Source organism: Pseudoalteromonas sp. BSi20480 (assembly GCF_000241365.1).
GTDB lineage: Bacteria > Pseudomonadota > Gammaproteobacteria > Enterobacterales > Alteromonadaceae > Pseudoalteromonas > Pseudoalteromonas marina.
The window spans coordinates 1-24049 of the sequence record NZ_BADX01000069.1 but is presented as its reverse complement, the minus strand read 5'-3'; the positions used below and the strand labels follow the sequence as shown (position 1 = coordinate 24049).

Annotated in this window: 21 protein-coding genes, 1 tRNA gene and 4 pseudogenes; 12 read left to right on the top strand and 14 right to left on the bottom strand. The window is 40.1% G+C overall.

Features of this window, described 5'->3' with window-relative positions; translation table 11 throughout:
- The first annotated feature begins 238 nt into the window (after positions 1–238).
- The 8 genes and pseudogenes from dusB to P20480_RS11490 all read left to right on the top strand — a co-directional run bounded on the left by dusB (position 239) and on the right by P20480_RS11490 (position 9295).
- Positions 239–1210: a tRNA dihydrouridine synthase DusB gene (gene dusB, locus P20480_RS11465; RefSeq protein WP_010556644.1), complete on the top strand. Its 972-nt coding sequence runs from the start codon at positions 239–241 to the stop codon at positions 1208–1210.
- A gap of 19 nt (positions 1211–1229) precedes the next feature.
- Positions 1230–1519: pseudogene (gene fis, locus P20480_RS11470) on the top strand (DNA-binding transcriptional regulator Fis).
- A gap of 190 nt (positions 1520–1709) precedes the next feature.
- Entirely contained in the window at positions 1710–3296 is a 1587-nt protein-coding gene (gene purH / locus P20480_RS11475) for a bifunctional phosphoribosylaminoimidazolecarboxamide formyltransferase/IMP cyclohydrolase (protein WP_008128753.1), read from the top strand.
- 101 nt (positions 3297–3397) lie between these two features.
- A complete protein-coding gene (locus P20480_RS11480) occupies positions 3398–4219 on the top strand; it encodes a class I SAM-dependent methyltransferase (protein WP_006791164.1) in 822 nt (273 codons plus the stop codon).
- A 16-nt stretch (positions 4220–4235) separates the two neighbouring features.
- Entirely contained in the window at positions 4236–5519 is a 1284-nt protein-coding gene (gene purD, locus P20480_RS11485; RefSeq protein WP_008128752.1) for a phosphoribosylamine--glycine ligase, read from the top strand.
- Between the two features lie 109 nt (positions 5520–5628).
- Positions 5629–8168, top strand: a pseudogene (locus tag P20480_RS17930) (EAL domain-containing protein).
- A 23-nt stretch (positions 8169–8191) separates the two neighbouring features.
- A pseudogene (locus P20480_RS17925) lies at positions 8192–8999 on the top strand (DUF2797 domain-containing protein).
- A gap of 2 nt (positions 9000–9001) precedes the next feature.
- On the top strand, positions 9002–9295 hold the full coding sequence (locus tag P20480_RS11490; protein ID WP_008128741.1) for a DUF4144 family protein: 294 nt from the start codon (positions 9002–9004) through the stop codon (positions 9293–9295).
- Positions 9296–9310: 15 nt separating this feature from the next.
- Here P20480_RS11490 and P20480_RS11495 read toward each other — a convergent pair whose 3' ends face one another.
- The 6 genes from P20480_RS11495 to P20480_RS11520 form a co-directional block, all read right to left on the bottom strand.
- Positions 9311–10228, bottom strand: coding sequence for a histone deacetylase family protein (locus P20480_RS11495; protein ID WP_008128740.1), 918 nt, complete (start codon positions 10226–10228; stop codon positions 9311–9313).
- 99 nt (positions 10229–10327) lie between these two features.
- Positions 10328–11869: a serine hydrolase gene (locus P20480_RS11500; RefSeq protein WP_008128738.1), complete on the bottom strand. Its 1542-nt coding sequence runs from the start codon at positions 11867–11869 to the stop codon at positions 10328–10330.
- Between the two features lie 13 nt (positions 11870–11882).
- Positions 11883–12374 carry a gamma-glutamylcyclotransferase family protein gene (locus tag P20480_RS11505; RefSeq protein WP_008128736.1) on the bottom strand — a complete coding sequence of 164 codons (492 nt, stop codon included), beginning with the start codon at positions 12372–12374 and terminating at the stop codon, positions 11883–11885.
- A 35-nt stretch (positions 12375–12409) separates the two neighbouring features.
- Positions 12410–13036 carry a LysE family translocator gene (locus P20480_RS11510; RefSeq protein ID WP_008128734.1) on the bottom strand — a complete coding sequence of 209 codons (627 nt, stop codon included), beginning with the start codon at positions 13034–13036 and terminating at the stop codon, positions 12410–12412.
- 11 nt (positions 13037–13047) lie between these two features.
- A complete protein-coding gene (locus P20480_RS11515) occupies positions 13048–13821 on the bottom strand; it encodes a hypothetical protein (protein ID WP_008128732.1) in 774 nt (257 codons plus the stop codon).
- 18 nt (positions 13822–13839) lie between these two features.
- The gene (locus P20480_RS11520) at positions 13840–14322 is read right to left on the bottom strand and encodes a CreA family protein (protein ID WP_006791174.1); all 483 of its coding nucleotides are present in this window, start codon (positions 14320–14322) and stop codon (positions 13840–13842) included.
- A gap of 206 nt (positions 14323–14528) precedes the next feature.
- On the opposite strand from P20480_RS11520, the gene P20480_RS11525 reads away from it, so the two are divergent.
- Positions 14529–14858 (top strand): 5-carboxymethyl-2-hydroxymuconate Delta-isomerase, encoded by a 330-nt coding sequence (locus tag P20480_RS11525; protein WP_006791175.1) that lies wholly within the window; start codon positions 14529–14531, stop codon positions 14856–14858.
- A 6-nt stretch (positions 14859–14864) separates the two neighbouring features.
- Here P20480_RS11525 and P20480_RS11530 read toward each other — a convergent pair whose 3' ends face one another.
- Positions 14865–15830: a LysR family transcriptional regulator gene (locus tag P20480_RS11530; RefSeq protein ID WP_008128727.1), complete on the bottom strand. Its 966-nt coding sequence runs from the start codon at positions 15828–15830 to the stop codon at positions 14865–14867.
- 137 nt (positions 15831–15967) lie between these two features.
- On the opposite strand from P20480_RS11530, the gene P20480_RS11535 reads away from it, so the two are divergent.
- Positions 15968–16783, top strand: coding sequence for a DUF4437 domain-containing protein (locus tag P20480_RS11535; RefSeq protein WP_008128725.1), 816 nt, complete (start codon positions 15968–15970; stop codon positions 16781–16783).
- 64 nt (positions 16784–16847) lie between these two features.
- Here the strand turns inward: P20480_RS11535 and P20480_RS11540 are convergent, their stop codons facing one another.
- From P20480_RS11540 to P20480_RS11555, 4 genes are all read right to left on the bottom strand, one after another.
- Entirely contained in the window at positions 16848–17429 is a 582-nt protein-coding gene (locus P20480_RS11540; RefSeq protein WP_008128724.1) for a porin family protein, read from the bottom strand.
- A gap of 196 nt (positions 17430–17625) precedes the next feature.
- Positions 17626–17702: transfer RNA gene (locus P20480_RS11545), tRNA-Ile, on the bottom strand.
- 285 nt (positions 17703–17987) lie between these two features.
- Entirely contained in the window at positions 17988–18146 is a 159-nt protein-coding gene (locus P20480_RS19160) for a YqaE/Pmp3 family membrane protein (RefSeq protein ID WP_006791179.1), read from the bottom strand.
- A gap of 63 nt (positions 18147–18209) precedes the next feature.
- Positions 18210–18773 carry a BON domain-containing protein gene (locus P20480_RS11555; RefSeq protein WP_008128718.1) on the bottom strand — a complete coding sequence of 188 codons (564 nt, stop codon included), beginning with the start codon at positions 18771–18773 and terminating at the stop codon, positions 18210–18212.
- Positions 18774–19093: 320 nt separating this feature from the next.
- Between P20480_RS11555 and P20480_RS11560 the strand changes: the two genes are divergently transcribed.
- Complete coding sequence (locus tag P20480_RS11560; RefSeq protein ID WP_008128714.1) at positions 19094–19750, top strand: LiaF domain-containing protein; 657 nt, start codon at positions 19094–19096, stop codon at positions 19748–19750.
- A 55-nt stretch (positions 19751–19805) separates the two neighbouring features.
- On the opposite strand, the gene P20480_RS11565 is transcribed toward P20480_RS11560, so the two are convergent.
- Positions 19806–20222 carry a VOC family protein gene (locus P20480_RS11565; RefSeq protein WP_008128712.1) on the bottom strand — a complete coding sequence of 139 codons (417 nt, stop codon included), beginning with the start codon at positions 20220–20222 and terminating at the stop codon, positions 19806–19808.
- Positions 20223–20468: 246 nt separating this feature from the next.
- Here P20480_RS11565 and suhB point away from each other — a divergent pair, with 246 nt between their 5' ends.
- Positions 20469–21272 (top strand): inositol-1-monophosphatase, encoded by an 804-nt coding sequence (gene suhB, locus P20480_RS11570; RefSeq protein ID WP_006791183.1) that lies wholly within the window; start codon positions 20469–20471, stop codon positions 21270–21272.
- Positions 21273–21337: 65 nt separating this feature from the next.
- Here the strand turns inward: suhB and P20480_RS11575 are convergent, their stop codons facing one another.
- On the bottom strand, positions 21338–22147 hold the full coding sequence (locus P20480_RS11575) for a substrate-binding periplasmic protein (RefSeq protein ID WP_006791184.1): 810 nt from the start codon (positions 22145–22147) through the stop codon (positions 21338–21340).
- A gap of 31 nt (positions 22148–22178) precedes the next feature.
- Positions 22179–23949, bottom strand: a pseudogene (locus P20480_RS11580) (bifunctional diguanylate cyclase/phosphodiesterase).
- Positions 23950–24049 lie beyond the last annotated feature (100 nt).

The following is a 24049-nucleotide window of genomic DNA, read 5'->3' as shown; positions in this document are numbered from 1 at the left end:
ATGTAAAGCCTGTATTTAACAGGCTTTACTATTTTTTTACAAAATAAAAATAAACATTATTTATTATAAAAACATCATTCGTTCAAATTTCACACAAATAAACCCTTCCGTCATACGGTTATCAAATGTCAATACGAAAAGAGCAAAAAAAAATCACTTTTGTTCAATTTATAGCCTTTGATTTTTGTCAAAAAAGCCGTAAACTTAGCGCCCCTTGAAAAGAGGCCTATTGAATACAGTGCGTATCGGTAAATACCAACTTGAGAATAATGTAATTGTTGCGCCTATGGCCGGCATTACAGACAGACCATTTAGACAACTCTGCCGTCGCTTAGGCGCCGGGCTTGCTGTGTCTGAAATGTTATCGTCAAACCCAAAGGTTTGGAAAACTGAAAAGTCGATGAATCGTATGGATCACAGCGGTGAGTCGGGTATACGCGCGGTGCAGATTGCAGGAGCTGATCCTGAGCTTATGGCGCAGGCCGCACAATTCAATGTTGCTAACGGTGCACAAATCATAGATATCAATATGGGGTGCCCAGCAAAAAAAGTGAACAAGAAACTCGCAGGCTCTGCTTTATTACAGTTTCCTGAACTCGTGGAAGAGATTATTGATGCAGTGGTTAATGCTGTTGATATACCTGTAACACTTAAAATCCGTACAGGATGGGATCCGGATAACCGTAATGGTGTAGAGATTGCGAGAATAGCTGAACGTTATGGCATTGCATCACTGGCTGTACATGGGCGAACACGCGCATGTATGTATAAAGGTGAAGCAGAGTACGCCACGATTAGGGATATAAAACGTTCAGTGTCAATTCCTGTTGTTGCAAATGGTGATATTACCTCGCCAGAAAAAGCAAAACAGGTTTTAGACTATACGGGTGCAGATGCCATTATGATTGGTCGAGCCGCCCAAGGTCGCCCTTGGATATTTAGGGAGATAGACCACTATTTGCGAACTGGTGAACACATGCAGCCACCTGCTATTGCAGAGGTGCGCAGTATTTTAATGGAGCATTTAACAAACCTCCATGCGTTTTACGGTGAGCCAATGGGCGCGAGAATTGCTCGCAAACATGTATCTTGGTATTTGCAAACCCATGACAGTGATGGTCAGTTTAGGCGAGTATTTAATGCGCTCGACAACTCAGAAGCACAGGTCGTCGCATTAGAGCAATACTTTAAAACACTAGCAGCTAACTAAGAAAGAAAGAGACTTTATAATGTTCGAACAAAACGTGACTTCTCCATTTATCACAAACCCTCATGTTCAGTCACACGAGAAACCGCAGCCATTGCGTGATGCAGTAAAAAAAGCTGTTCACCACTACTTAAAACAGCTTAACGGTCAAGATGTGCAAGACGTTTACGACCTTGTTCTTTCAGAGCTAGAAGCGCCATTACTTGAAGAAGTAATGACATACACACGTGGTAACCAAACTCGTGCAGCTATTTTACTAGGTATCAACCGTGGTACTTTACGTAAAAAGTTAAAAAATACGGCATGAACTAAGATTCAGGCTGTGATAAATCACAGTTAATTATTAAAAAAGCACCTTAGGGTGCTTTTTTATGTCCAAAATTTAGTAAGTGAGTTGCAAAATGCTCACGCTTATTGATGCTTTATAAGTCGTTTTTTAAGTTGTAATCAGTTAAAATGCCCGCTTCTAAGCTAGCTCATTAACTGAGGAAATCAAACTACAATGGATACTCATCGTCCCATTCGTCGCGCACTATTAAGTGTGTCTGATAAAACCGGTATTGTTGAATTTGCCCGCGCACTAGAAGCGCAAGGTGTAGATATTTTATCAACTGGCGGTACATGTAAACTCCTTGCTGATAACGGCATAAAAGTGACTGAAGTTTCAGATCACACCGGTCACCCTGAAATCATGGATGGCCGCGTAAAAACCCTTCACCCTAAAATTCACGGCGGCATTTTAGCTCGTCGCGAACAAGATGAAAGCGTAATGGCAGATAACAACATCTCTGCTATCGATATTGTTGTAGTTAACTTATACCCCTTTGCGAATACTGTCGCTCAAGAAAACTGCAGCCTTGAAGATGCCATTGAAAATATTGATATTGGCGGCCCAACAATGGTTCGCGCAGCTGCTAAAAACCACAAAGACGTAACGATTGTGGTAAACGCAAGCGATTACGATCGCGTTATTAGTGAGATGCAAAATAACAATGGTTCAACTACGTATAAAACACGTTTTGATTTAGCTATTGCCGCCTATGAGCACACAGCTCAATACGATGGCATGATTGCTAATTACTTTGGCAAAATGGTTCCTGATTACACTGAAGAAGCCGTCGAAGACACTAAGTTCCCACGTACTATCAACATGCAATTCACTAAAAAGCAAGATATGCGTTACGGTGAAAACTCACATCAAGATGCTGCTTTTTACGTTGAAAACGATGTAAGTGAAGCATCAGTTGCAACTGCTACTCAGTTACAAGGTAAAGCATTGTCGTTTAATAACATTGCAGATACCGATGCAGCCCTTGAGTGCGTTAAAGAATTTGATGTACCTGCGTGTGTTATTGTTAAACACGCAAACCCGTGTGGTGTTTCAATTGGTGAAGATATTCTTAGTGCTTACGAGCGTGCATTTAAAACAGACCCAACATCAGCGTTTGGCGGCATTATTGCCTTTAACCGCGAGCTTGATGCAGCAACAGCACAAGCCATTGTTGACCGTCAATTTGTTGAAGTGATTATTGCCCCGAGCATTTCAAGTGAAGCTGCAAAAATTGTTGAAGCTAAAAAGAACGTACGTTTATTAGCGTGCGGACAATGGAGTGGCAAAGCAACGGGCCACGATATTAAACGTGTAAACGGCGGCGTTTTAGTACAAGATCGCGACCTAGGTATGGTTACTCAAGGCGACTTAAAAGTCGTCTCTAAGCGTCAGCCTTCTGAGCAAGAACTTAAAGATTTACTGTTTTGCTGGAAAGTCGCTAAGTTTGTTAAATCAAACGCGATTGTGTATGCCCGCGACGGTATGACTATTGGTGTAGGCGCAGGCCAAATGAGCCGCGTTTACTCTGCTAAAATAGCGGGTATTAAAGCTGCTGATGAAAACCTAGAAGTACCGGGTTCTGTTATGGCATCGGATGCGTTTTTCCCATTCCGCGATGGCATAGATGCTGCTGCAGCCGCTGGTATAACAGCGGTTATTCAACCGGGTGGTTCAATGCGCGATGAAGAAGTTATCGCGGCCGCGGATGAAGCGGGCATGGCTATGGTGTTTACTGGCATGCGTCACTTCCGCCACTAATCACAAAAAGGGTTAAGCTCAACGTTTAACCCTTTTTGTTTGCAAGCAATTCACGTATTCTGATTATTCTAACTCCTAATTTTAATGTGAAGGAACAAACGATGAAATTTGCACTAAAGTCTCTACTTGTTGCTAGCCTAGCACTTACTTCAACAATGGCATTGAGCCATAACCATGAATCAAGCCTAAGCCACGCAATAAAAGCAAGCGAGCGAAGCGCTAAAAATAGTGCTCGTGATGAATATCGCCACCCTGAGCAAACATTGGCATTTTTTGGCTTTAAACCGTCAATGACCGTTGTAGAAATTGCGCCAGGTGGTGGTTGGTACAGTGAAATTTTAGCGCCAGCATTGAAAGAGCAAGGCTTATACTACGCTGCTCATTTCCCTAGCGACTCATCGGTTGGTTACTATCAACGCTCATTAGCTGCGTTTAAACAAAAAGTAGCTGAAGACGAACGCTTTAGTAATGTTAAAATTACAGAGTTTGCCCCTTTAACCCACCTAGATATTGCGCCTGCAGAATCTGCCGATATGGTACTTACCTTCCGCAATGTGCATAACTGGTATATGGGTAAAGATACAGACGGTGCATTGAGCGCATTTAAAGCGTTTTATAAAGCACTAAAACCAGGTGGTACATTGGGTGTGGTTGAGCATCGTTTAGCTGAAAACCGTGCTGATGAGGATCAAAAAACATCAGGTTATATGAAACAGAGTTACGTGGTTGACCTTGCAAAGCAAGCAGGATTTGAGCTAGCAGCAACTAGTGAAATTAATGCTAATCCAAAAGATACAGCCGATCACCCTAAAGGGGTGTGGACGCTACCACCTAGCTTAAGACTTGGCGAACAAGACGCTGAAAAATATAAAGCTATTGGTGAAAGCGACCGTATGACGCTTAAATTTAAAAAACCGCTTTAAATAGGAATAGTACGCCATGAATGTATTAGTCATTGGCAGCGGCGGCCGCGAACACGCACTTGCGTTTAAGGCCGCTCAAAACAGTAAAGTAAATACCGTGTTTGTTGCTCCAGGTAACGCAGGTACTGCACTTGAGCCTAAACTCGAAAACGTTGCAATTAACGTTGAAGATTTAGATGGCTTATTAAAATTTGCTCAGCAAAACAATGTAGAGCTCACCATTGTAGGCCCTGAAGTACCGCTCGTATTAGGTGTTGTGGATAAATTTCGTGAACATGATATGGCTATATTTGGCCCAACAGCGGGTGCTGCCCAGCTTGAAGGCTCTAAGTCGTTTACGAAAGACTTTTTAGCACGTCATGATATACCAACCGCCGATTACCAAACATTTGAGCAAATTGACCCGGCCCTTGCTTATTTAAAAGAAAAAGGTGCGCCAATTGTAATTAAAGCCGATGGTTTAGCCGCAGGTAAAGGCGTTATTGTTGCAATGACACATCAGGAAGCTGAAGACGCTATTCGCGATATGCTTGCCGGTAATGCCTTTGGTGATGCTGGTAGCCGTGTTGTTATTGAAGAGTTTTTAGAAGGCGAAGAAGCCTCTTTCATTGTGATGGTAGATGGTAAAAACGTCCTTCCGTTTGCAACAAGCCAAGATCATAAACGTGCTTATAATGGCGATGCCGGCCCAAATACTGGCGGTATGGGTGCATACTCTCCTGCGCCAGTGGTGACAAACGAAATCCACCAACGCATTATGGATGAAGTGATCACCCCGACAGTAGAAGGCATGGCAAGCGAAGGCCACCCGTACACTGGCTTCTTGTATGCAGGTTTAATGATAGATAGCTCAGGTACACCTAAAGTTATCGAGTATAACTGTCGTTTTGGCGACCCTGAAACACAACCTATGATGCTACGTTTACAATCAGATTTAGTTGAACTGATTGAAGCGGCTAACCGTGAAGAACTAGATAAAACCGCCATCGAGTTTGACCCACGCGCAGCGGTAGGCGTTGTACTTGCAGCTAAAGGCTACCCGGGTGACTACCCTAAAGGCGATGCTATTTCAGGCCTTAAGGTTAACTACCCTGCTGATGAAAAAGTATTTCATGCGGGTACTAAACAAAGCGGCGATGATGTTGTTACTGCCGGCGGCCGTGTTTTGTGCGCAACGGCATTGGGTAATAGCGTAACAGAAGCACAACAACGAGCCTACGAGCTGGTTAAACAAATTAGCTGGGATGGTATGGAGTATCGAACTGATATTGCTTATCGTGCTATTGCTCGCGAGCAGTAAGCTAATAAAAATTGATTGGTATGACCAATTAATTTAACTAAAAAAGCGCAGTTCGCCTGCGCTTTTTTAGTGCTACACTAATTAAAAGTTTTTAAAAAGTAAGCATACATTGGAACTTAGAACTTTACGTTATCATTCACTTGCTGTTGCCATTTTGATATTTATATTTTTTATTATCAATACATTGGCTTCAAACCTAGTAGTGCCTACTCGTTACACAATTGATAAAACATCACCAATGTACCTCAATCACGCCTACTACATTGATGAAACCAAAAACCAAACATTCGATGCAATTATCAAGCAACCTAATTTACTTACCCATGCTCCTTTTTCAGAAATTCCTTGGAGTTTTACTCAGCAAAATTATTGGTTGTTTCTTGATTTAGAAAACAAAAGCCAAGAAAGTCAAAAAGTAGTTGCTCACTTTGATAACCCAATGGCCGATCACCTCACAGTTTATCGTTTAGATAAAAACAACCATATATTAAAAACTTATAAGTTGGGTGATAGAGAAAAAAAACTGACTTTGTTTCAGTACAGCGTGCCACACATCAACTTTTTGATGGAGCAAAAATCAACCCAGCGCCTCGTTATTAAAATAGACACCGTGGGCATTAGCAAAACACCTATCAATTTATACCGCGATAAAGAATTTGTAGATTTAATGCGTTCTCAAACTGGTATTTGGGGAATATTTGCTGGCGTATTACTCATGGCTGCACTTTACAACCTAGTACTCTATTTTGGTATAAAAGACCGGGTTTACCTTGTTTATATTGGTTACATAATTAGCGCACTGATACTAATGGGTATAGTGCTTGGGTTTGGGTTTTACCTTTGGCCTTTAGAATGGCAACTATTTTTTCATCACAAAGTCATTGTGAGTAATTACGCTGTTTCGTTTTTTACTCTCGCCTTTTGTACTATGTTTTTGCGCTACCATAAAGATAAGTGCTGGCGATACACAATGAGCAAAGCGCTGCTTTCTCTTATGTTTGTTATGGGTATAGCTAGCTTTTTTATTCCTGAAAACATCGCTGCGCCACTTTTTTTCTGCGTATTAGCGCTGCTATATGTTGCATGCACTATATTAATTTATAAAAACTGCTTAGTGGTTTTAGATGGGCCAAATTTTACGTTTTTTCGTGGGTTCCCCTTATTTTAGGTGCTGTAATACAACCACTGGAGCTCACCGGCGTGATTGATTACAGCTTCACTTCGCGTCACGCCTTTTTGGTGGCGATTTTATGTGAAATTGTTTTAATGGCCATGGCGTTGGCTGATCGTGTACGCTATCAACGAGAGCGCGCGCTTTACCATGCAACTCACACTCAACAAACTAAGTTGCTTAATAGCTCTAAGCTCAAACAAGCATTTATGTCCCTGCAAAGCCAAAACCGTTCTACCACCTTGTGCCTAATAAAAATATGTCATTTTAATTCGCTTAATACCATCATTACATCGACTCAAGGTTACACCCTCATAAAGCACATTGCTGAGCGACTAGAGAATGAATTAATGCACGAAAGAGAGTTTGCAAACCTTGAAACCGATTTAAATAACAGTCCTCGTCTGGCTGATTTAAACAGTGGTGTATTTGCTTGTATCTCAACCAAAAACCAAAACCAAGACACACTCAAAACACTACTCACAAAAGTCATTAGTAACCTCCCCAAGCAATATGAAATTAAAGGTTTGAGTCTGCAACTCAACTACACAATTGGCATTAGTAGTGCAAACCAAAGTAATGATTTTGAATATTGGTTAAAGCGCGGTTACTTAGCCTTAAAAGATGCAAAAGGACGTGCAGATCGCGTTGCGTCGTCTGCAATTAATAACAGTTTAATAATGGATGTTGGTTTGGCGGCTCATTTGCAAAAAGCAATTAAAACAAACCAGCTTGCGCTGTATTATCAACCGCAAATAAGTTTAGTCAATAATCAAGTAATAGGCGCTGAAGCGCTACTACGCTGGCCTGATCCCACCTATAAAAACATTTCGATTGAAGAGCTTGTAATATTGGCTGAGCATACCGGAATAATTAATGAGCTGACCTTGTGGGTTATTGAACAAGCTTGTAAAGATCTTGTAGAGCTAATTAACAGCGGCCATAAAGAGCACACAATTAGCGTTAACTTAAGCGCTAAAAACTTAGCCATTAATAACTTAGCTGAAAAAATAGAAAATATATTAATTAAACATCAAGCACCCGCTCACTTACTTAAGTTTGAATTAACTGAATCTGCCTTTGTAGAAAGCCAAGACGTGCTCATTAAATTAGTTGATGAATTATCAGCATTAGGAATAAAAGTTGTACTCGATGACTTTGGCACAGGTTACGCATCATTGAGCTACCTTGTTAACTACCACTTTAGCGAGCTTAAAATAGATAAATCATTTATTTTTGACCTCGTTAATAACCCCGCTCACCAAGTCATAGTTCAAACATCAATAGATATGGCGCACCAGCTTAACTTGTCAATTACTGTAGAAGGTGTTGAAACTCAAGAAATCCACCAGCTATTAAAACAAATGAATGCAGACCGCGCACAAGGTTATTTATATGCTAAAGCGTTGCCTTATCCTGAGTATGTTAATTTCTTAAAAAGCCAATACAGTTTAAAAATGTTAGACTCTCCTTTTTAAACATCTTTAGGGGCTATGTGAAGATGCAAGGCACACTGCGTAAATTAAAATCGAGCTTAACAGAACCCGTTCAATATCAACTTCCCGTTGGCGATGAGCTAGTTAACTTAAATGCTTTTATAGGTAAAGAACTAACGCTTACATTTAGCGGCACTATTTTGTGTTCTAACTGCGGTAAAAAACCAAAAAAGTTATTCTCAAGGCCATTGTTTTGTTTGTATGCGTAAGCTCGCTAGCTGCGACATGTGTATTATGAAACCAGAAACCTGCCACTACGATCAAGGTACATGTCGAGAGCCACAGTGGGGCGAAGCTAATTGTATGATCCCACATTACGTTTACTTAGCTAACACCTCGGGATTAAAAGTAGGTATTACGCGCCATACACAAATACCTACACGTTGGGTTGACCAAGGCGCCACTCAAGCTTTACCTATTTTTAAAGTACAAACACGCTTGCAGTCGGGCTTGGTAGAGGTTGCATTAGCAGAGTTTATTGCCGATAAAACTAATTGGCGCAATATGTTAAAAGGTCAAAACGAAGCTATAGACTTAAAAGCTGCCGCCGCTGAGCTTATTCCACAAATTAGCGATAAACTAAACGAGCTTAGTGAGCTATTTGGCGCAACAGCCATAGAACAACTTGATGAAGACGTGGTTGATTTAAACTTTCCAGTCACCGAATACCCAACCAAAATCAGCTCATTTAACTTTGATAAAAATCCCGTTGTAAGCGGTATTTTACAAGGTATTAAAGGCCAATATTTAATATTTGATAACGGCGTTATTAATATACGTAAATTTACTTCATACGAAGTAACTGTAGGCTAACCATGTTAAACAGCTTTCCACAGTTAATGGTTATTTATAATGAGCTTGAAATAGTGCGAAACCAGCTAGAGCAAAATGAGTGCTTACACGGTGTTGCATCAAGTGAACTAACTAATGTAAGAGTGCTTAATAAACAAGGTCAATACCTTAACCTGCAAGGTCAACTTTACTCAGCCTTAACCGAAGAGCAGCTAGCACACCTTGTTACTGCTTACCTATTAAATGAAGGGCATTGTTGCCTAGGTAAAATTAAAACGCTAAGTACTTCACAGGCATTTGATTTACTCGGGCTTTAAACATACTTTTAATAACTATTGCTCGCTAAGCACTTTAATATGCGCTACTGCACTTCTACCCAATGCTGATAGCGCATAGCCCCCTTCCAAATACGATATAACTCCCTTACAGCCACCTTCTTTTGTTACTTTGCATAGCTGCTCAGTGAGCCAAATGTAATCGTCTTCTACAAAATTCAGGCTTGCCATGTCATCTTCTACATGTGCGTCAAAACCTGCACTTATAAATAACAGTTCAGGCTTAAAATCCTTTAATTTCGGTAACCATTGGGTGTTGAATACCTCTTTTAAATCGTCCCCATTGCTTGCAATAGGTAAAGGCGAATTAACAATATGGTTATTATTTTTAACCGCTGTATTTGGGTAAAACGGGTATTGAAATAACGAGCAAAGCAGTACCCTGTCATCATCAATAAAAATATCTTGGGTTCCGTTACCGTGGTGTACATCAAAATCGGCAATTGCAATACGTTTGATGCCTTTGCTTTGTGCATACTTAACAGCAATCGCTAAGTTATTAAATACACAAAACCCTGATGACGAGTGCTTATTGGCATGATGTCCTGGCGGACGCACAGAACAAAATGCCGCGTCGAGTTTATTATCAAGTATTTCATCTACCGCTAAAACCCCGGCCCCCACCGCGCGCTCAATTGCTTTAAATGAGTCAGGGCAAAGCCATGTATCGCCATCGAGATTATTTAAGCCCTCTTGAGGAATTAATCGCTCAACCAAATTAACAAGCGCCTCATCATGCGCTAGTAAATAATGTTCTCGATGAGCTTTAGGCGCTTGTAAATGCTTTAACCCCACGTCTACGCCACTGGCAAGTAAGCGATCAGTTATCGCATCTAAACGTTCTGGGCACTCAGGGTGGTCGTCTATCATTTTATGTTTACGGCAATGTGGATGTGAGATAACTGCAGTACGCATAAAAACTCCAAAAACCAAATAAGTGAAAACTTAATATAACAAAGCCACCCGATGGTGGCTTTGCGACTTTGGTGTATAACTATATAACTTGAGCGTTAATCATTTAGTTTTTAAATTTAAATTTCTAAAGTCAAAGCTAAAGTCGGTCACGGCTGTTGAAACTGCACGCATGTTGGCGCTATTAACACGGTTAGCTGTACTCATTTCAAAACTAATAAACGCATCGGCTTCGAGCAGCTTTTCGTCCCACTTAACAATAAACGTGTTGCCTGTATAGTGCTCAAGTGTGCCTTTTAAGCGCTTTGTGTGCGTAAAATCAATTCGCAATTTACCATCAAGCTCTTCAATAATAACGTCGCCATACCAATCATCGTGTAATGTACCAGTATAATTTATACTAGGTAGCTGTGGCTGATAATCCGCAGGGGTTGGTGGTGTCGCATTTGCGTATGCTTTTTGCTTACCTTCAAAATGCTTTTTGGCTAAATCTTCAACCCAATCTTTATCCTCTAGGTTGAGCACATCCTCAAGTACTTCGTGAGTAACAGCACTTAAAGCACTAAATGCTTGCTGATTAGACAAAATAACAATACCGAGTTTTTTTTCTGGTAGTAAAGTAACCTGCGACACCATCCCTAAAATACCGCCACCGTGACCTAGCTTTTTAAAGCCGTGGTAGTCCTCTATACTCCAACCTAAACCATAACCTCTAAATTGTTGATGGTATGCCTCAAAGGCACTTTTAGATGCCATAGAGGTAATGTGCGGATGCCACATTTGCGCTTGTTGTTTTTCACTAAACAATTGATCGCCATTAGGCATTTTGCCGCCAGTCAATTGAGTGCGTAGCCATTGGCTCATATCGTTTACACTCGATGCAATAGCACCTGCGCCTCTAAAGTCTTCAAGGTAATTAACAAAAAATGGGTGTAAGCTTCCCTCCATTGGAATATGCCCTATTGCCCAGTTTTTATTACTTTTTGGGATACGCGAAAAACCTGCGCGTGAATTGGTCATTTTTAGCGGCTGTAAAATATGTTTTTCAACGTAATCGTTCCAGCTTATGCCAGATACACGCGCTACAACTTCACCTGCTGTTACAAACATCAGGTTGTTATAAGCGTATTTACTACGAAAACTGCTGGCTGGTTTTAAGTATTTTAACCCCGATAGAATATCAGCGACTGATTTATCTGTGCTTGGCCAAATCATTAAGTCGCCTTGCCCAAGGCCTAAACCACTACGGTGGCTTAGTAAATCGCGCACTCGCATTTCCCGGGTTACATATGAGTCGTATAATCTAAATTCAGGTAAATGGTCGATTACGCGGTCATCCCAGCGTAATTTCCCCTCATCGACTAATTTAGCTAACGCGGCGCTGGTAAATGCTTTTGTATTTGATGCAATACCAAATAACGTATCTTTATTTACTTCAGCCTTTGTATTTAGGTTTGCGATGCCAAACCCTTTAGCGAGTACAACCTCGTCATTTTCAACAATAGCAACGGCCATACCTGGCACATCAAAGCGCGCCATAGAGGTTTTAATGACCTCTTCTATTTTGTTGGTATCAACCTGTGCCCAAGTATTAAAAGTAGCACTGGCCAGTAGTGTAAAAGCCGCTAAATTAGTCAGTTTCATGTTAGTCCTTTTATTATTGATGCACTGCAAATTCAATTGCTGCACGTTCTTTATTAGGATCGCTCTTTTGTGGGCGATTAAGTATTGCATCACTGTAAGCCTTTGGTACGCCCGCTTCAAGTGCTCCGCGATGAACATGTTTAACGTACCAATCGTAGGGTAAAACGTCCTCGTCGTGTGTATTTGCAATATAACAATGGGTATCAATTGTTTGCCCATTTAACAGCTCAACCGTTATATCTACACAGTCGTAACCTGGGCCTTCTATCGCATCTAAAGTGAGTTTTTCGTCAGTGTTAACCTCATAGACCACACCGTATACTAAGGCATCTGCTTTATCAGTTTTTTGAATACTGCATTTACCCGAACCATCAGAAAAAAGCATATCAAAGGTTAGCTCATACCCTTTAAGGATTGCTGTGCCCACACGCTTTGCATTTGGCAAACGTGCCAACAAACGATTAGACGACATGTTAGATCCAAACGAAAAATTATATAAAGGCATGTTTACTCCTGCTTGTATTACATAAATTGAACAAGTTAAATAACAACACGTACAGCCAACGCAATTAAAATAACGCCAATACCTCGGTCAAACCAGTAGCCGCGTTGCTGAAAAAAATCACGCACGCAGGCTTTAGAAAGTACCAACGAAAGCGCAGAAAACCACGCCCATGTTGCAAGCGCCATATAAATACCATAACCAATTTGCACACTCACTGGCGTTGTTTGACTTATTACCAAGGTAAATAACGACATAAAAAAGAGCGTGGCTTTTGGGTTCAGTGCGTTAGTGAAAAAACCGCGTCTAAAAGCAACCCAAATAGACTCCTCTGGGGCTGTTTGGTTATCAATATCATTGGTTGATGATGCGCCCGGCTTAGCCGCTCTTAGTGCTTGTATTCCAAGATAAGCCAAATAAGCGCCTGCTACATATTTAAGTGCCATAAACAAACTAGGCGATTGAGACAAAATAAGCGCCACACCCATTACACAATAAGCTATGTGCAACAAAATAGCGCCGCCAACGCCTGCACTTGTCCACAATGCGTTTCGCCTACCTTGTTGCACACTTTGCTTTAGCACAACAGCAAAGTCAGGACCTGGGCTTGCTACTGCAAAGAAGTGAGCAATAACAATTAATAAAAATTCATCTAAATAGTCCACACTTATCCTTGCTAGTTAGGTGCATACGCCAGTAATAACGGGTTTGCCGATTCACTCACCAGCGCTTTAATTTCTTTTTGCGCTTTTTTGAATTGGCTTCTTAAATGGGGCTTTAAATGTTTTTTAGATACGTTGTCTTTTTTGAAGTAGCAAACCAAAGCATGCATAAATACCGTATGTGTTTCGCTCAATTGTGCTTCACGGTTAGCGTACGGGTTGTAACATGAGCCGCACCCGCCTTTAAACTGATACACCGTATTGCACATCATGACACCAAAACCTAAAAAACAGGCAAGCGCATCAGCAGCTTGGGGTAAAAAGTCCTTCCCCCCTGGAGGTAATACACCAACATGATGAATCATAATAGTAGCCAGTGTTCCGGCAAAACTGGCAACTAAATCTTGGGGCTGATTTATTTGATTTGGATTAAACGAAATATTAATAGCATGGCTCGGCGGCACAATTAACTCACAGCGCTCACCACGTATTACACTACTAAACTCAAAACGAGGAAACACTTGTGGCTGTAATTGCTGAGGAGCAACTAATTGAATTGGCCATGCATTCATTCCCGCATACGTAGTTACTCGCTTAAATACGCTTGTGGCCATTTGCTCAATACTTGATACCGAATCAGGAAAATATTGCCCTGTAGGCAATATTATTTGCGTATGTTTAGTAAAAAACTCAGCATCAAAATTTTCTACAGCCCAAATAAAAGTATCAATAAGCCATTGCTGCTCTTGTTGCTCTAACAAAGGCGCTGATTTAAATAACGCTAACATAGTGTACTCTTAATTTAATTATTCTTGCTCTTGTGCCCACTGCCATGCCTTCGTGTTATATAAAGGCACAGTAGATAATGCATGATGATGACTGCCGCTCGACTCTTTTGTTGAATACGACAAATATAATAATGTGCGAGTTTTAGCGTCGTATATTCGGCGCACCTTTAACGATTTAAATAAAATGCTCTTTGATGACTTAAACACCACCTCACCAGACTTACTACGATCAATTTCTTGTAATTGCTCCGCGGTGATTGGCCCTGTTTGACGACACGCAATCGACATGTCTGACGGGTCAGAAAAGTCTAAATCGGCCTCAACATGACTAATATGACACGTCACTCCTTTAATGATCGGATCTTGTTGTGAGTTCACCACCACATCTTTTGTAGTAAACAAACCTAAACTCACCGACGCCACATCATCAGAGCAGGCACTTAACGTAATTACTGCGCCCATTAGCACGGCTAAATGTTTTATTTTTTGCTGAAATTTCATACTCATCCTTAATATAAGCTAGGTTTTTTTACACGCTTATTTTAATAAGCTTGGGTTCACCTGTGTGTTTTTATACTAACATCAAAAATCAGCACAACTAAATTAGTTTAAAACAAACATTTTAGCCGTATGGGGTTTAGCGAGCCGTCGTGTATTTGTTACAATTAACGACACGCTTAATGCCGTAACCAACAGGAACCACCCGCATGCCGCACATTATTATTGAGCACTCAGAAGACCTCCCTGTATTACCTCAAGTACTGGTAGAAAAAATCCATAAATGCACATTCGAAAGCGGTTTATTTGATTTAGAAACTATAAAAACTCGCGCAGTTGCATATCAGCAGTATCAATTGGGTGTGGGTAAAGAAGGGTTTATACATGTGCAAGCACACATTATGGCAGGGCGAACAGTAGAGCAAAAGCAAACTCTGAGTGAGCACCTACTTGCGTGTTTAAAAACCTATTGCAGGGAGTCTGACAGTTTAAGCGTTAATATTTACGACATGGACCACGAGATATATCGTAAAAATTAACACAATTCAGGCCTTGTACTCATCGTCACAAGGCCACTCGTCTTCAGTCAAAATATACTTTGCCAATAGCGATGCCCTAAGAGCCATTATTTTACTTTTTAACTCATCACGTATCAGCCTTATTGCAGGCGAAATAAACTGCCGGCTCGGAAGCACTAACCACATTTCTGTTAAGGGTATTTTATAATCGGGTATTATTCGTTTGAGCTTACCGCTAAGCAAATCATCTGCTACATCAATGGCTGACTTTTTTGCAATCCCAGCACCATCAACACACCAGCGTCTAACAATATCACCATCGTTTACAGCTCTATCGCTGTTCATTTTAACTTTGTATTGCTGTGTATTATCATAAAACTCCCAATCAGCGTGCACTACTTCGTAAAGTTTGTAGAGTAATGCGTTGTGCTCGCTCAAATCGTTCGGCACTAACGGCTCGCCATTCAGTTTTAAGTAACTAGGTGAAGCGCACACCACGTGTGGAATATTACAAATTTTAAATCCATATAAATTAAGCTCCTCAGCTACACCTTTTTTCATCGCTCTTAATGCAACATCAATTCCATCACGATAAAAATCAGCACGGCTATCACTTGCATGCAATCTCAAAGTTATAGAACTATGAATATCCATAAGCTCATTAAGTAATACACGCATTAAATTACGTCCCATTTCAGACGACACCGCCATTCGCACTTCGCCTGTAATACACTCCTGCTTTTCATTAATAACCGCTTGCCCTTGCATTAGTAGCCCAAGCGCCTGTTCGCATAAGGGTAAGTAACGCTCACCTTCAGCGGTCAGTCTTATCTTTCTAGTAGTGCGAACAAATAGCTGTGTACCAAGAGCTTGCTCTATTCGTTTAATAGAGACACTCGCTGCCGACGAGCTCATATCTAACTGATGCGCAGCCGCTGTTATTGATTGAAGCTGCGCAACTTTTAGTAATACGCCTAAATCTGCAATTTTCATATCCGCCCCTTTATAAAACTATTCGTTGATGCTGCCAATTATCCACGTTTTAACGAAACTGTATTAAACATTAGCCTGTTTATGGAATGAAAAATACTCGCTATTGTGTCTCTATCCCAACGCAAAGGAAAATATTTATGAAATGTAGAATTGCCCTATCAGCTTTAATGCTCACAACTTCGCTTATGTCTGCACCTACTTTTGCAGACGAGCACGAATCAAAAGTAATACCTGCAAACAAAGTCAAATGGGGCTATTTAAACCCATTAAGAGGCGAGCAAAGTCCCGGTGCAGCGTATTTATGGGGCGATCGTACCGCAGATACCGCAACAGGTATGCTAGTACGCTTTAAAAAAGGGTTCGAGTCCCCGCCGCATATTCATAACATTACTTACCGAGGTATTGTAATTGAAGGCCAAATGCACAATGACGACCCCACAGCTGAAAAAATGTGGATGCCTGCGGGATCATTTTGGACACAACCTGCCGGTGAAAACCATACTACTGCAGCCAATGGCACTACAAATCTAATTTACCTAGAAATAGACTCAGGCCCTTATTTAGTAAAACCAACAAACAAACAGTTTGATAATGGTGAACGCCCATTAAACGTACATAAAGACAACCTTGTTTGGCTAGACAAAAACGACGTAAGCAATATTAATGCTAAAGGTGTACAAACAACCTACCTTTGGGGAGACACCGAGACAATGTACGGCTCAATGATAAAACTACCAGCCGGGTTTAAGGGGGAAATTAGCACAGATGCGGATGAGTTTCGTGCAGTGATAATTGCAGGCAACGTGCAATACAGCTCAAAAAGTAACTCACAAAACTTAAGTGCAGGTAGCTTTGTAGAATCTGGGGGTAAATTCATTCACTCGCTTGAGAACACAAGCGATATAACAGCAACTATTTACATTCGCAGCAATGGCTTATACCACGTAAATTAGCGTGTTATAGCTACGTAAAAACTAAAAAGCGCACTAATAAGTGCGCTCATTTAACTGCTTGTGATTAAAAGCTGTAACGTGCAGTTAAGCTAATATAATCTAAATCATCTATTGTGGTGTAGCTAGTACCTACAGAGAAATTTGTATTCACATAGTAACGAGCACCTAAAGTGATAGCTGTTTCACTGTCATCTGCAATATCAATGTAACTTAAGCGGCCATCAATTTCGATGCTATCAGTTAGCATTGATCTAACACCAACAGATAATCCATAGCCATTTTCATCATCCGACAAATCAGTACCGCTGAACGATACTTCAGTTTCAATGTTTTCGTACGTTACTAAACCATAAAAGTCAGTGCTTTCACTAATTGCAGTACGGTAGCCCACGCCTGCGCTCAACCAATTTAGATCTACATCCAAACCATCTTCTGAGTCGCCTACAGTCTTATATTGACCAGACACAAAAAAGTTATCGCCTAGTAATTTACTACCATCAAGCGTCCAACCGTTTAAATCATCGCCATCAAAATCTGCATTTAAATAACCGCCAGACACATAATTAAAGTTAGGTGTTTCTGCAAATGCAGCAGGGGTGACAAAAACTGAGCTTAATAATAAGAGTGCGACTTTATTCATTTTCATGGTACTTCCTTTTAGATACATTTTAACAACATATTGTTGTACCCAATAAAATACACAGCTATATATTTGATTGCAATTAGAAATTTTATAGATTAATTAAAAATCAAGATATCAACCAATAAAGAATAATAATGTAGGGCTTTGGATTTTAAGTGTGTAAAAATTTAATAAGATCTACTTGGAAAGCTTTGAAAAGTGGTGGCCCCTCCCAGACTCGAACTGGGGACCTAACGATTATGAGTCGTGTGCTCTAACCAACTGAGCTAAGGGGCCAACTTTGTATAACTGCAAGGCAGTTAATTTTTGAAGCGTTCAGCCACAGAGCGACTAAAGCGGGTTGCAGTATAAAAACTTTTTTAGGGCTTGTCACTACCAAAAACCTTTATTTTAACAATCAATAAGCTAACTGCTTAAATTGTAATCTTTTAAAGAGTGTGAATGGGTAAATTTGGGGAGTTTTAGGAAAATAAAGTAAAAATGATTAAAAATAATATTTATTAATAGAATGCGCTGAGCGATATTTACTTACAACTGGCGTAAACATAGCTCAGCTACGCATTATTTTTTAGCAATAATATAAATTGCATGTATTAACCCTGGGAAGTAACCCAATAGCGTTAATAAAATATTAATCCAAAAATGCATACCTAAGCCCACTTGTAAAAAAACACCCAGTGGCGGTAGCAAAACAGACAGTATTATGCGAATGATATCCATTATTTAGCTCCTTCAAACAGTTAAAAACAAAAAGCCCAGCAATGCTGGGCTTTGAGTATAACGTTATTCAGCTACGATAGATAAGTTATCTACCACATCACGTACGTCTTCAGCATTTTTAGCAATTTCGATTGCTAATTGCTTTTCCGCTGATGATTCTACTGAGCCGTTTAATGTAACAACACCATTATCGGTATCTACATCAATATCGGTTCCACCTACTTCAGAATCAAATAGGAAACGTGTTGTAATAACGGTGGTGATTTTAGCGTCCGTTAGGTCGTTATCATCATCCATCATTTTAGAATCTGTATGTTTAGCGCTCATGTTTTTAACAACGGTTAGGCTGTTTTCAACGTCCATGACGCCATCTAGACTAAGTACAAGCTCTTCTGCTAGCTCTTTCTCTACGTCGCTATCAACTTTACCTGTAAGTACTACCTTGCCATTTGTTACATCAGTGTTTATGTCAAAGTTGTTTAGGTCTGTGTTCATAAGAAGCACAGTTTCTGCCTTGCCATCAATCCAAGCATCTTTACTTTCGTTTTCCCAGCTGTTTGCTTGTGCACCCATTGCTGTTGTACCAAGAACTAACGCGGCGATAATAGATTTGTTAAATGTTTTCATAATCTTTCTCCTTTTGATTAAAGACACTTCAACTAATGCGAACATCAAGCCAACTTTATTTACCATTCAAAATCATAAGCTTAACGAAAAACATAGACTCTTATAGGTTTAACGCATTTCCCCTATTTACAGGCAAGTGAGTAAAACTTTCTCAAAGTGTGAAAATTACTAGATTATTGCTATTTTGGTTAATGTATCGTTAATATAACAACTAAACAAAAGACCTTTAAAAATTAAACTATTGATAATAAACAAAATTAATTTTGGTATACGGTTTGCTAACTAGTTAACTAATTGCAAATACAATTAAGGAATGCCCCATGTCTGTAAAAGTTGAAGACCGCCCAATAGAGCAAGTACGCGAACAAGTGATTGATCAGTTAATTTATAACTATAGCCATGGCGTTATATCGGTTGAGGCATTTGAAAGACGATTAGACAAAGCAATGGATGCAAAAGACAATTCTGTGCTGCTTACGTTAGTAGAAGACTTAACACTTAATACCGACAAGCAATACAAAGCTGAAAAGCAATCGCAGTTTACGCCTAATTACAGTGCTCAACAAAATAGCGATGACGACATCACACTGCGCAGTATTTTGGGTTCAAACGAGCGAAGCGGACAATGGGTGGTTCCTAAAAATATTTACCTAAATAATTATATGGGCTCTGTGGTGCTTGATTTCACCGACGCTATCTTTACGCATCAAAACGTGACAATTCATGTTCATTGTATTTTTGGTAGCGACGAAATTTACGTACCCGAGCATGTTAATGTTGTGTCCAAAATGTTTTGTATTTTAAGCACGCTAGAAAACAAATCAGTAACGTTAAATAAGCGTCAAGGTCCTACCATTCATATTGAAGGCAAAGCGATACTAGGGTCGGTTGAAGTAAAGATAAAACGTACCATAAAAGAAAAGTTCATGAGCTTTGCAAACGATTTAAAGTCACAGCTTGGAGTCAGCAGTAAATAAGTGCAACTGTATTTGCTTTAATATGGCTGCTTTTGGCAGCCATATAGTGGTGGGCTTAAAGATCATTATTTCGTTCTGCAGGTATATCCGACAAGTACTCTACAAACTCAACTTCAAAGCCCGAAGGGTCTCTGAAGTAGATATTTTTTCTAAATGGGTTTTCATTGCCTTGCTTATGAACTGAAAAACCCGCTTTATTTAAGCGAGACACCGTATTTTCTAAATTAGCCGTCACGTAAGCAAAGTGAGCAAACCCAACTTGATGCCCTGAAAGCGATCTATTTTCACCCTCACCATGATCGCTCATTGCTATGTATTGCGTGTCGTCACCAAAGTGGACCCAACGCCTTGGTTTTCCATACCATTCACCCCGCCCTTCACTTCGTATTACCCAGTGGGGGAAAATGGCTTGGTAAAAGCGAATCATGGTATCAAAGTTTTTAACAACTAAATTTACGTGTTCTAAATACATACTGTTTCCTTGTGAGTTAATTTAAACACACAATAAAACCTCAAGCTAACTTTAGGTAAAGCGCTTTTTTAAATTTTAGTGGGTCATTAAAAATACACTTTTGTTTTAATTAAATGTGCAACACTTTCAAGGCTGTACAAAAAACACTCACAAGTATTTAGGGTTTATTGTTTACTTTATGTCAAAAGTCGCTAAAATACGCCGGCTGAAAATACAAACGTTCTTTTACAACCCAAAGGTAACTCCATGCATCCAATGTTAAACATTGCGGTTCGCGCTGCGCGCAACGCAGGCAAAATTTTACTTCGCGCTGGCGAAGATTTATCAAAAGTTGAAGTGCAACAAAAAGGCGCTAACGACTTAGTAACTAATATTGATAAAGAAGCCGAAGCCGTAATCCGTGACACTATTTTACAGTCTTACCCTACTCACTCTGTTGTGGGCGAAGAACTAGGTGAACACAAAGGCAAGGATGATGATTACCAATGGATTGTAGATCCTATCGATGGAACAACAAACTTCATCAAAGGTATTCCACATTACGCAATCTCTATTGCACTTAAAGTTAAAGGTCGTTTAGACCAAGCCGTTATTTATGATCCGATTCGTGGTGAGCTTTTTACTGCATCTAAAGGTCAAGGCGCACAACTTAACAGCAAACGTTTACGCGTAAGTAAAACAACTGTTCTTGCTGGTACAGTTTTAGCAACGGGCTTCCCTTTTAAGCATAAACAACACACAGATGCATACACTGAAGCGTTTAAAGCGTTATTTGTTCACACTGCAGATATTCGTCGCGCAGGTTGTTCTGCACTAGACATGGCGTATGTTGCTGCTGGCCGTGTTGATGGCTTTTTTGAAATTGGCTTAAAACCTTGGCACTCTGCTGCAGGCGAGCTTATGGTTAAAGAAGCGGGTGGTATGGTTGTCGATTTTGCTGGTGGTAATAACTACAACCACAGTGGCAATATCATCTGTGGCGCACCAAAACTGACTCAAGCTATTATTCGTGAAATTCGTCCAGTGTTAACTGAATCGTTACTTCGCTAATAAATTGCTTTTACCAATATAATTGGTACAACTAAAAAAGGAGCCTAGGCTTCCTTTTTTAGTTTTTAAAAATATGGGTTTATTAGCTTAATCTCTATAGTTTCCCCTTTTGTATAAGGAAGGGAATTTAAATCAGTTGCAAAGTATTCATAAAATAACGCATCAAACTCGCCGTTTTGCTGCATTATTTTAATTCCCTGCTCAAGCGCTTTAGCCAACTCAGGCTTATCCTTAGACACAAAATAATATAGCGCTGTTGGGTAGCTAATATATAAATTAGGCACAATACGTAAATTTTTGTGATCTCGCTCTAAAAGCTCAGAATTGACTTCAATAAATGATCGCGGAAAGTAATCTATGCGGCCTTGGCTAGTAAGCGCAAACATGGCTTTTAAGTTTGATAATGGTCTCACGTTTAAACCGTTATTAACCAATATGCGCGTATCAGGCCAATCATGCCCCTGTACCGAGCTCAGTTTTGATAATTGCTCAAGCGTTTTTATATCTTTAAATTTATCTAAATTCTGTTTATTTGTAACTAACGCTCTTTTGCCTATATACCCTTTGAACAATGGAATTTTAATAGCTGTTGCCAGTGACTCTCGTTCAGGGCTGCTCATACTCCAAAATAAATCAAGCGAGCTATCATCAAGTGACATTAAATTACGTTGCTGATGCGGGTGTACAGCAACACGTTCTATTTCGACAGGATACTGGGCTCTTATCAATGCCTTGGTTAGCATGTCATTGAGGTAATCATCACGGGCAAAATGCGCATGTTGATCTTTCGGAATTTTTACAATATTAACTTCGCTTGCTACAACACTTCCAATAAACAAGCTCACTACACATACAATACACTTTAATGGCAACATCATGATCACCTATTAGTAAATTACCTTTTTACTATTTGCTAATCGCTACTACTGGAGGCGCTGGGCGCCTTCGCTTGCATGTAAAAAGAATAGCTATGACGAAATCGTTTGGCTTCTTTCTTTGCATCCGTTGCTAATGCTGCAACCTGATGGCTATTTTTGCACTGCTGTAAATCGGGTTCAACTAATCCGATAGATAAGGTGAGTAACGGTACAAACTGCTTTTCACCTTCACGATTTGTAGCCCAATACCCTTTGCTAGCTATATGATCGGGCGTAAAAAAAGCACGAGAACGATGTTCAAACTGTTCAATAATACGATTACAAATACTTACCGCATCGCTTTGGTCAAATACAACCATAAAGTCGTCACCACCAATGTGTCCTACAAAGTTAGCACTATTTGTACAGGCTTGCACTGTTACATCAGCCAATAATTTAATGACACTATCACCACTCGCGTAGCCATAAAGATCGTTAAACTGTTTAAAGTGATTCAGGTCAATATAAGCAAGATGAAATTTATTTTTATTACGTAACCTATGCTCTATAGCTTCGTTTATTGCGACATTGCCTGGCAACATTGTTAGCGGGTTTGCATGTTGTGCGTGGCGAATTTTTTCTTCTGTTATATGTTTTAAAATGTCTCTAAGAGGCGCAAGCCCTAAATAATTGCCACCTCTAGTAATAACAATATGGCGCCTAATATCAAAATCTTGCTCAGTTATTTGCTTACTCACCGTATCGAGCTTTTGGTCTACATCAACAATCAAGGGTTGTTTGTCCATTAACTCTATAACAGGGCGCTTATCATAAAGAGCATGACCATAGGGTGCTGCAAATACCTCGGTAAGTTGGTCTTTATGTAGTAGGCCCACTGGCTGACCCTGTTGATTAATTACAGGTATGCTAATAATGGCTTTGTCTTGCTCAAAGAGTAAATGAGCGTCTTTGCATCGGGTATCACTTGCTATGGCCTTTTGTGGTTGGCTTAGCGCGCCAATCGCCATTGACTGGTCAAACTGATCACATAATTTAAATGTAAGTGCTTGTATTTGAGCAGAGCTAAAATCACGACTTGGTTGCAAGTTCGGTCGTTCAAATAAAAAACCTTGTACATTATTAATGCCTAAACTTTCAACCAGAGCGAGTTCCTCAGAGCGCTCAATGCCTTCTGCAATCACTAAGGTGTTTGTTGCTTTAGCTAAAACGATAATTGATTTTAAAAACTCCTTTTTAACCTCACTCTGATCGCAATGATCGATAAAATAACGATCTATTTTTACATAGTCAGGACGCAGTGCAGACCACTGCTTTAAGCCAGAGTACCCGGCACCTAAATCATCAATTGCAATGGTAAAACCGAGCTCTCGGTAATGCGCAATGGTTTTAAGTAATAAGTCGTCGTTATCTACTTTGTCTTGCTCTGTTACTTCTATAACAACACGATTAGTCGCTAAACCAAACTGCTCGGTTAGGTGGCGTGTTTCGCCTTTTGGGTGGCAAGGGTCTAGTAGCGTTTTTGGACTCACATTTAAAAAAAGCTTACCTTGCAAATTTAGCTTAACAAAGTTTTCTATTGCCTTTGAGCGGCATAGTAGCTCTAGCTCAGAAATAAGGCCCCCTTGATGCGCAGCTTTAAAGAGCTTATTGGGCATTTCTGATGGGCTATTTTGTGGACCACGGCTAAGCGCCTCGTAACCAAGAATGAGCTGACCAGATATATCTAAAATAGGCTGAAATAACGTGGTTACTTCCCCACTATCTAAAATAGCCTCTAAGGCTTGTCGTTGAAGGGTCACTACTGGCTCAATTATTATTTTAAATAGAGCAACAAAATATCAATTCTGTATGACATTTTTATTTCAAGCCCCTATATTACAGGCAATAAAAAACCGCTCA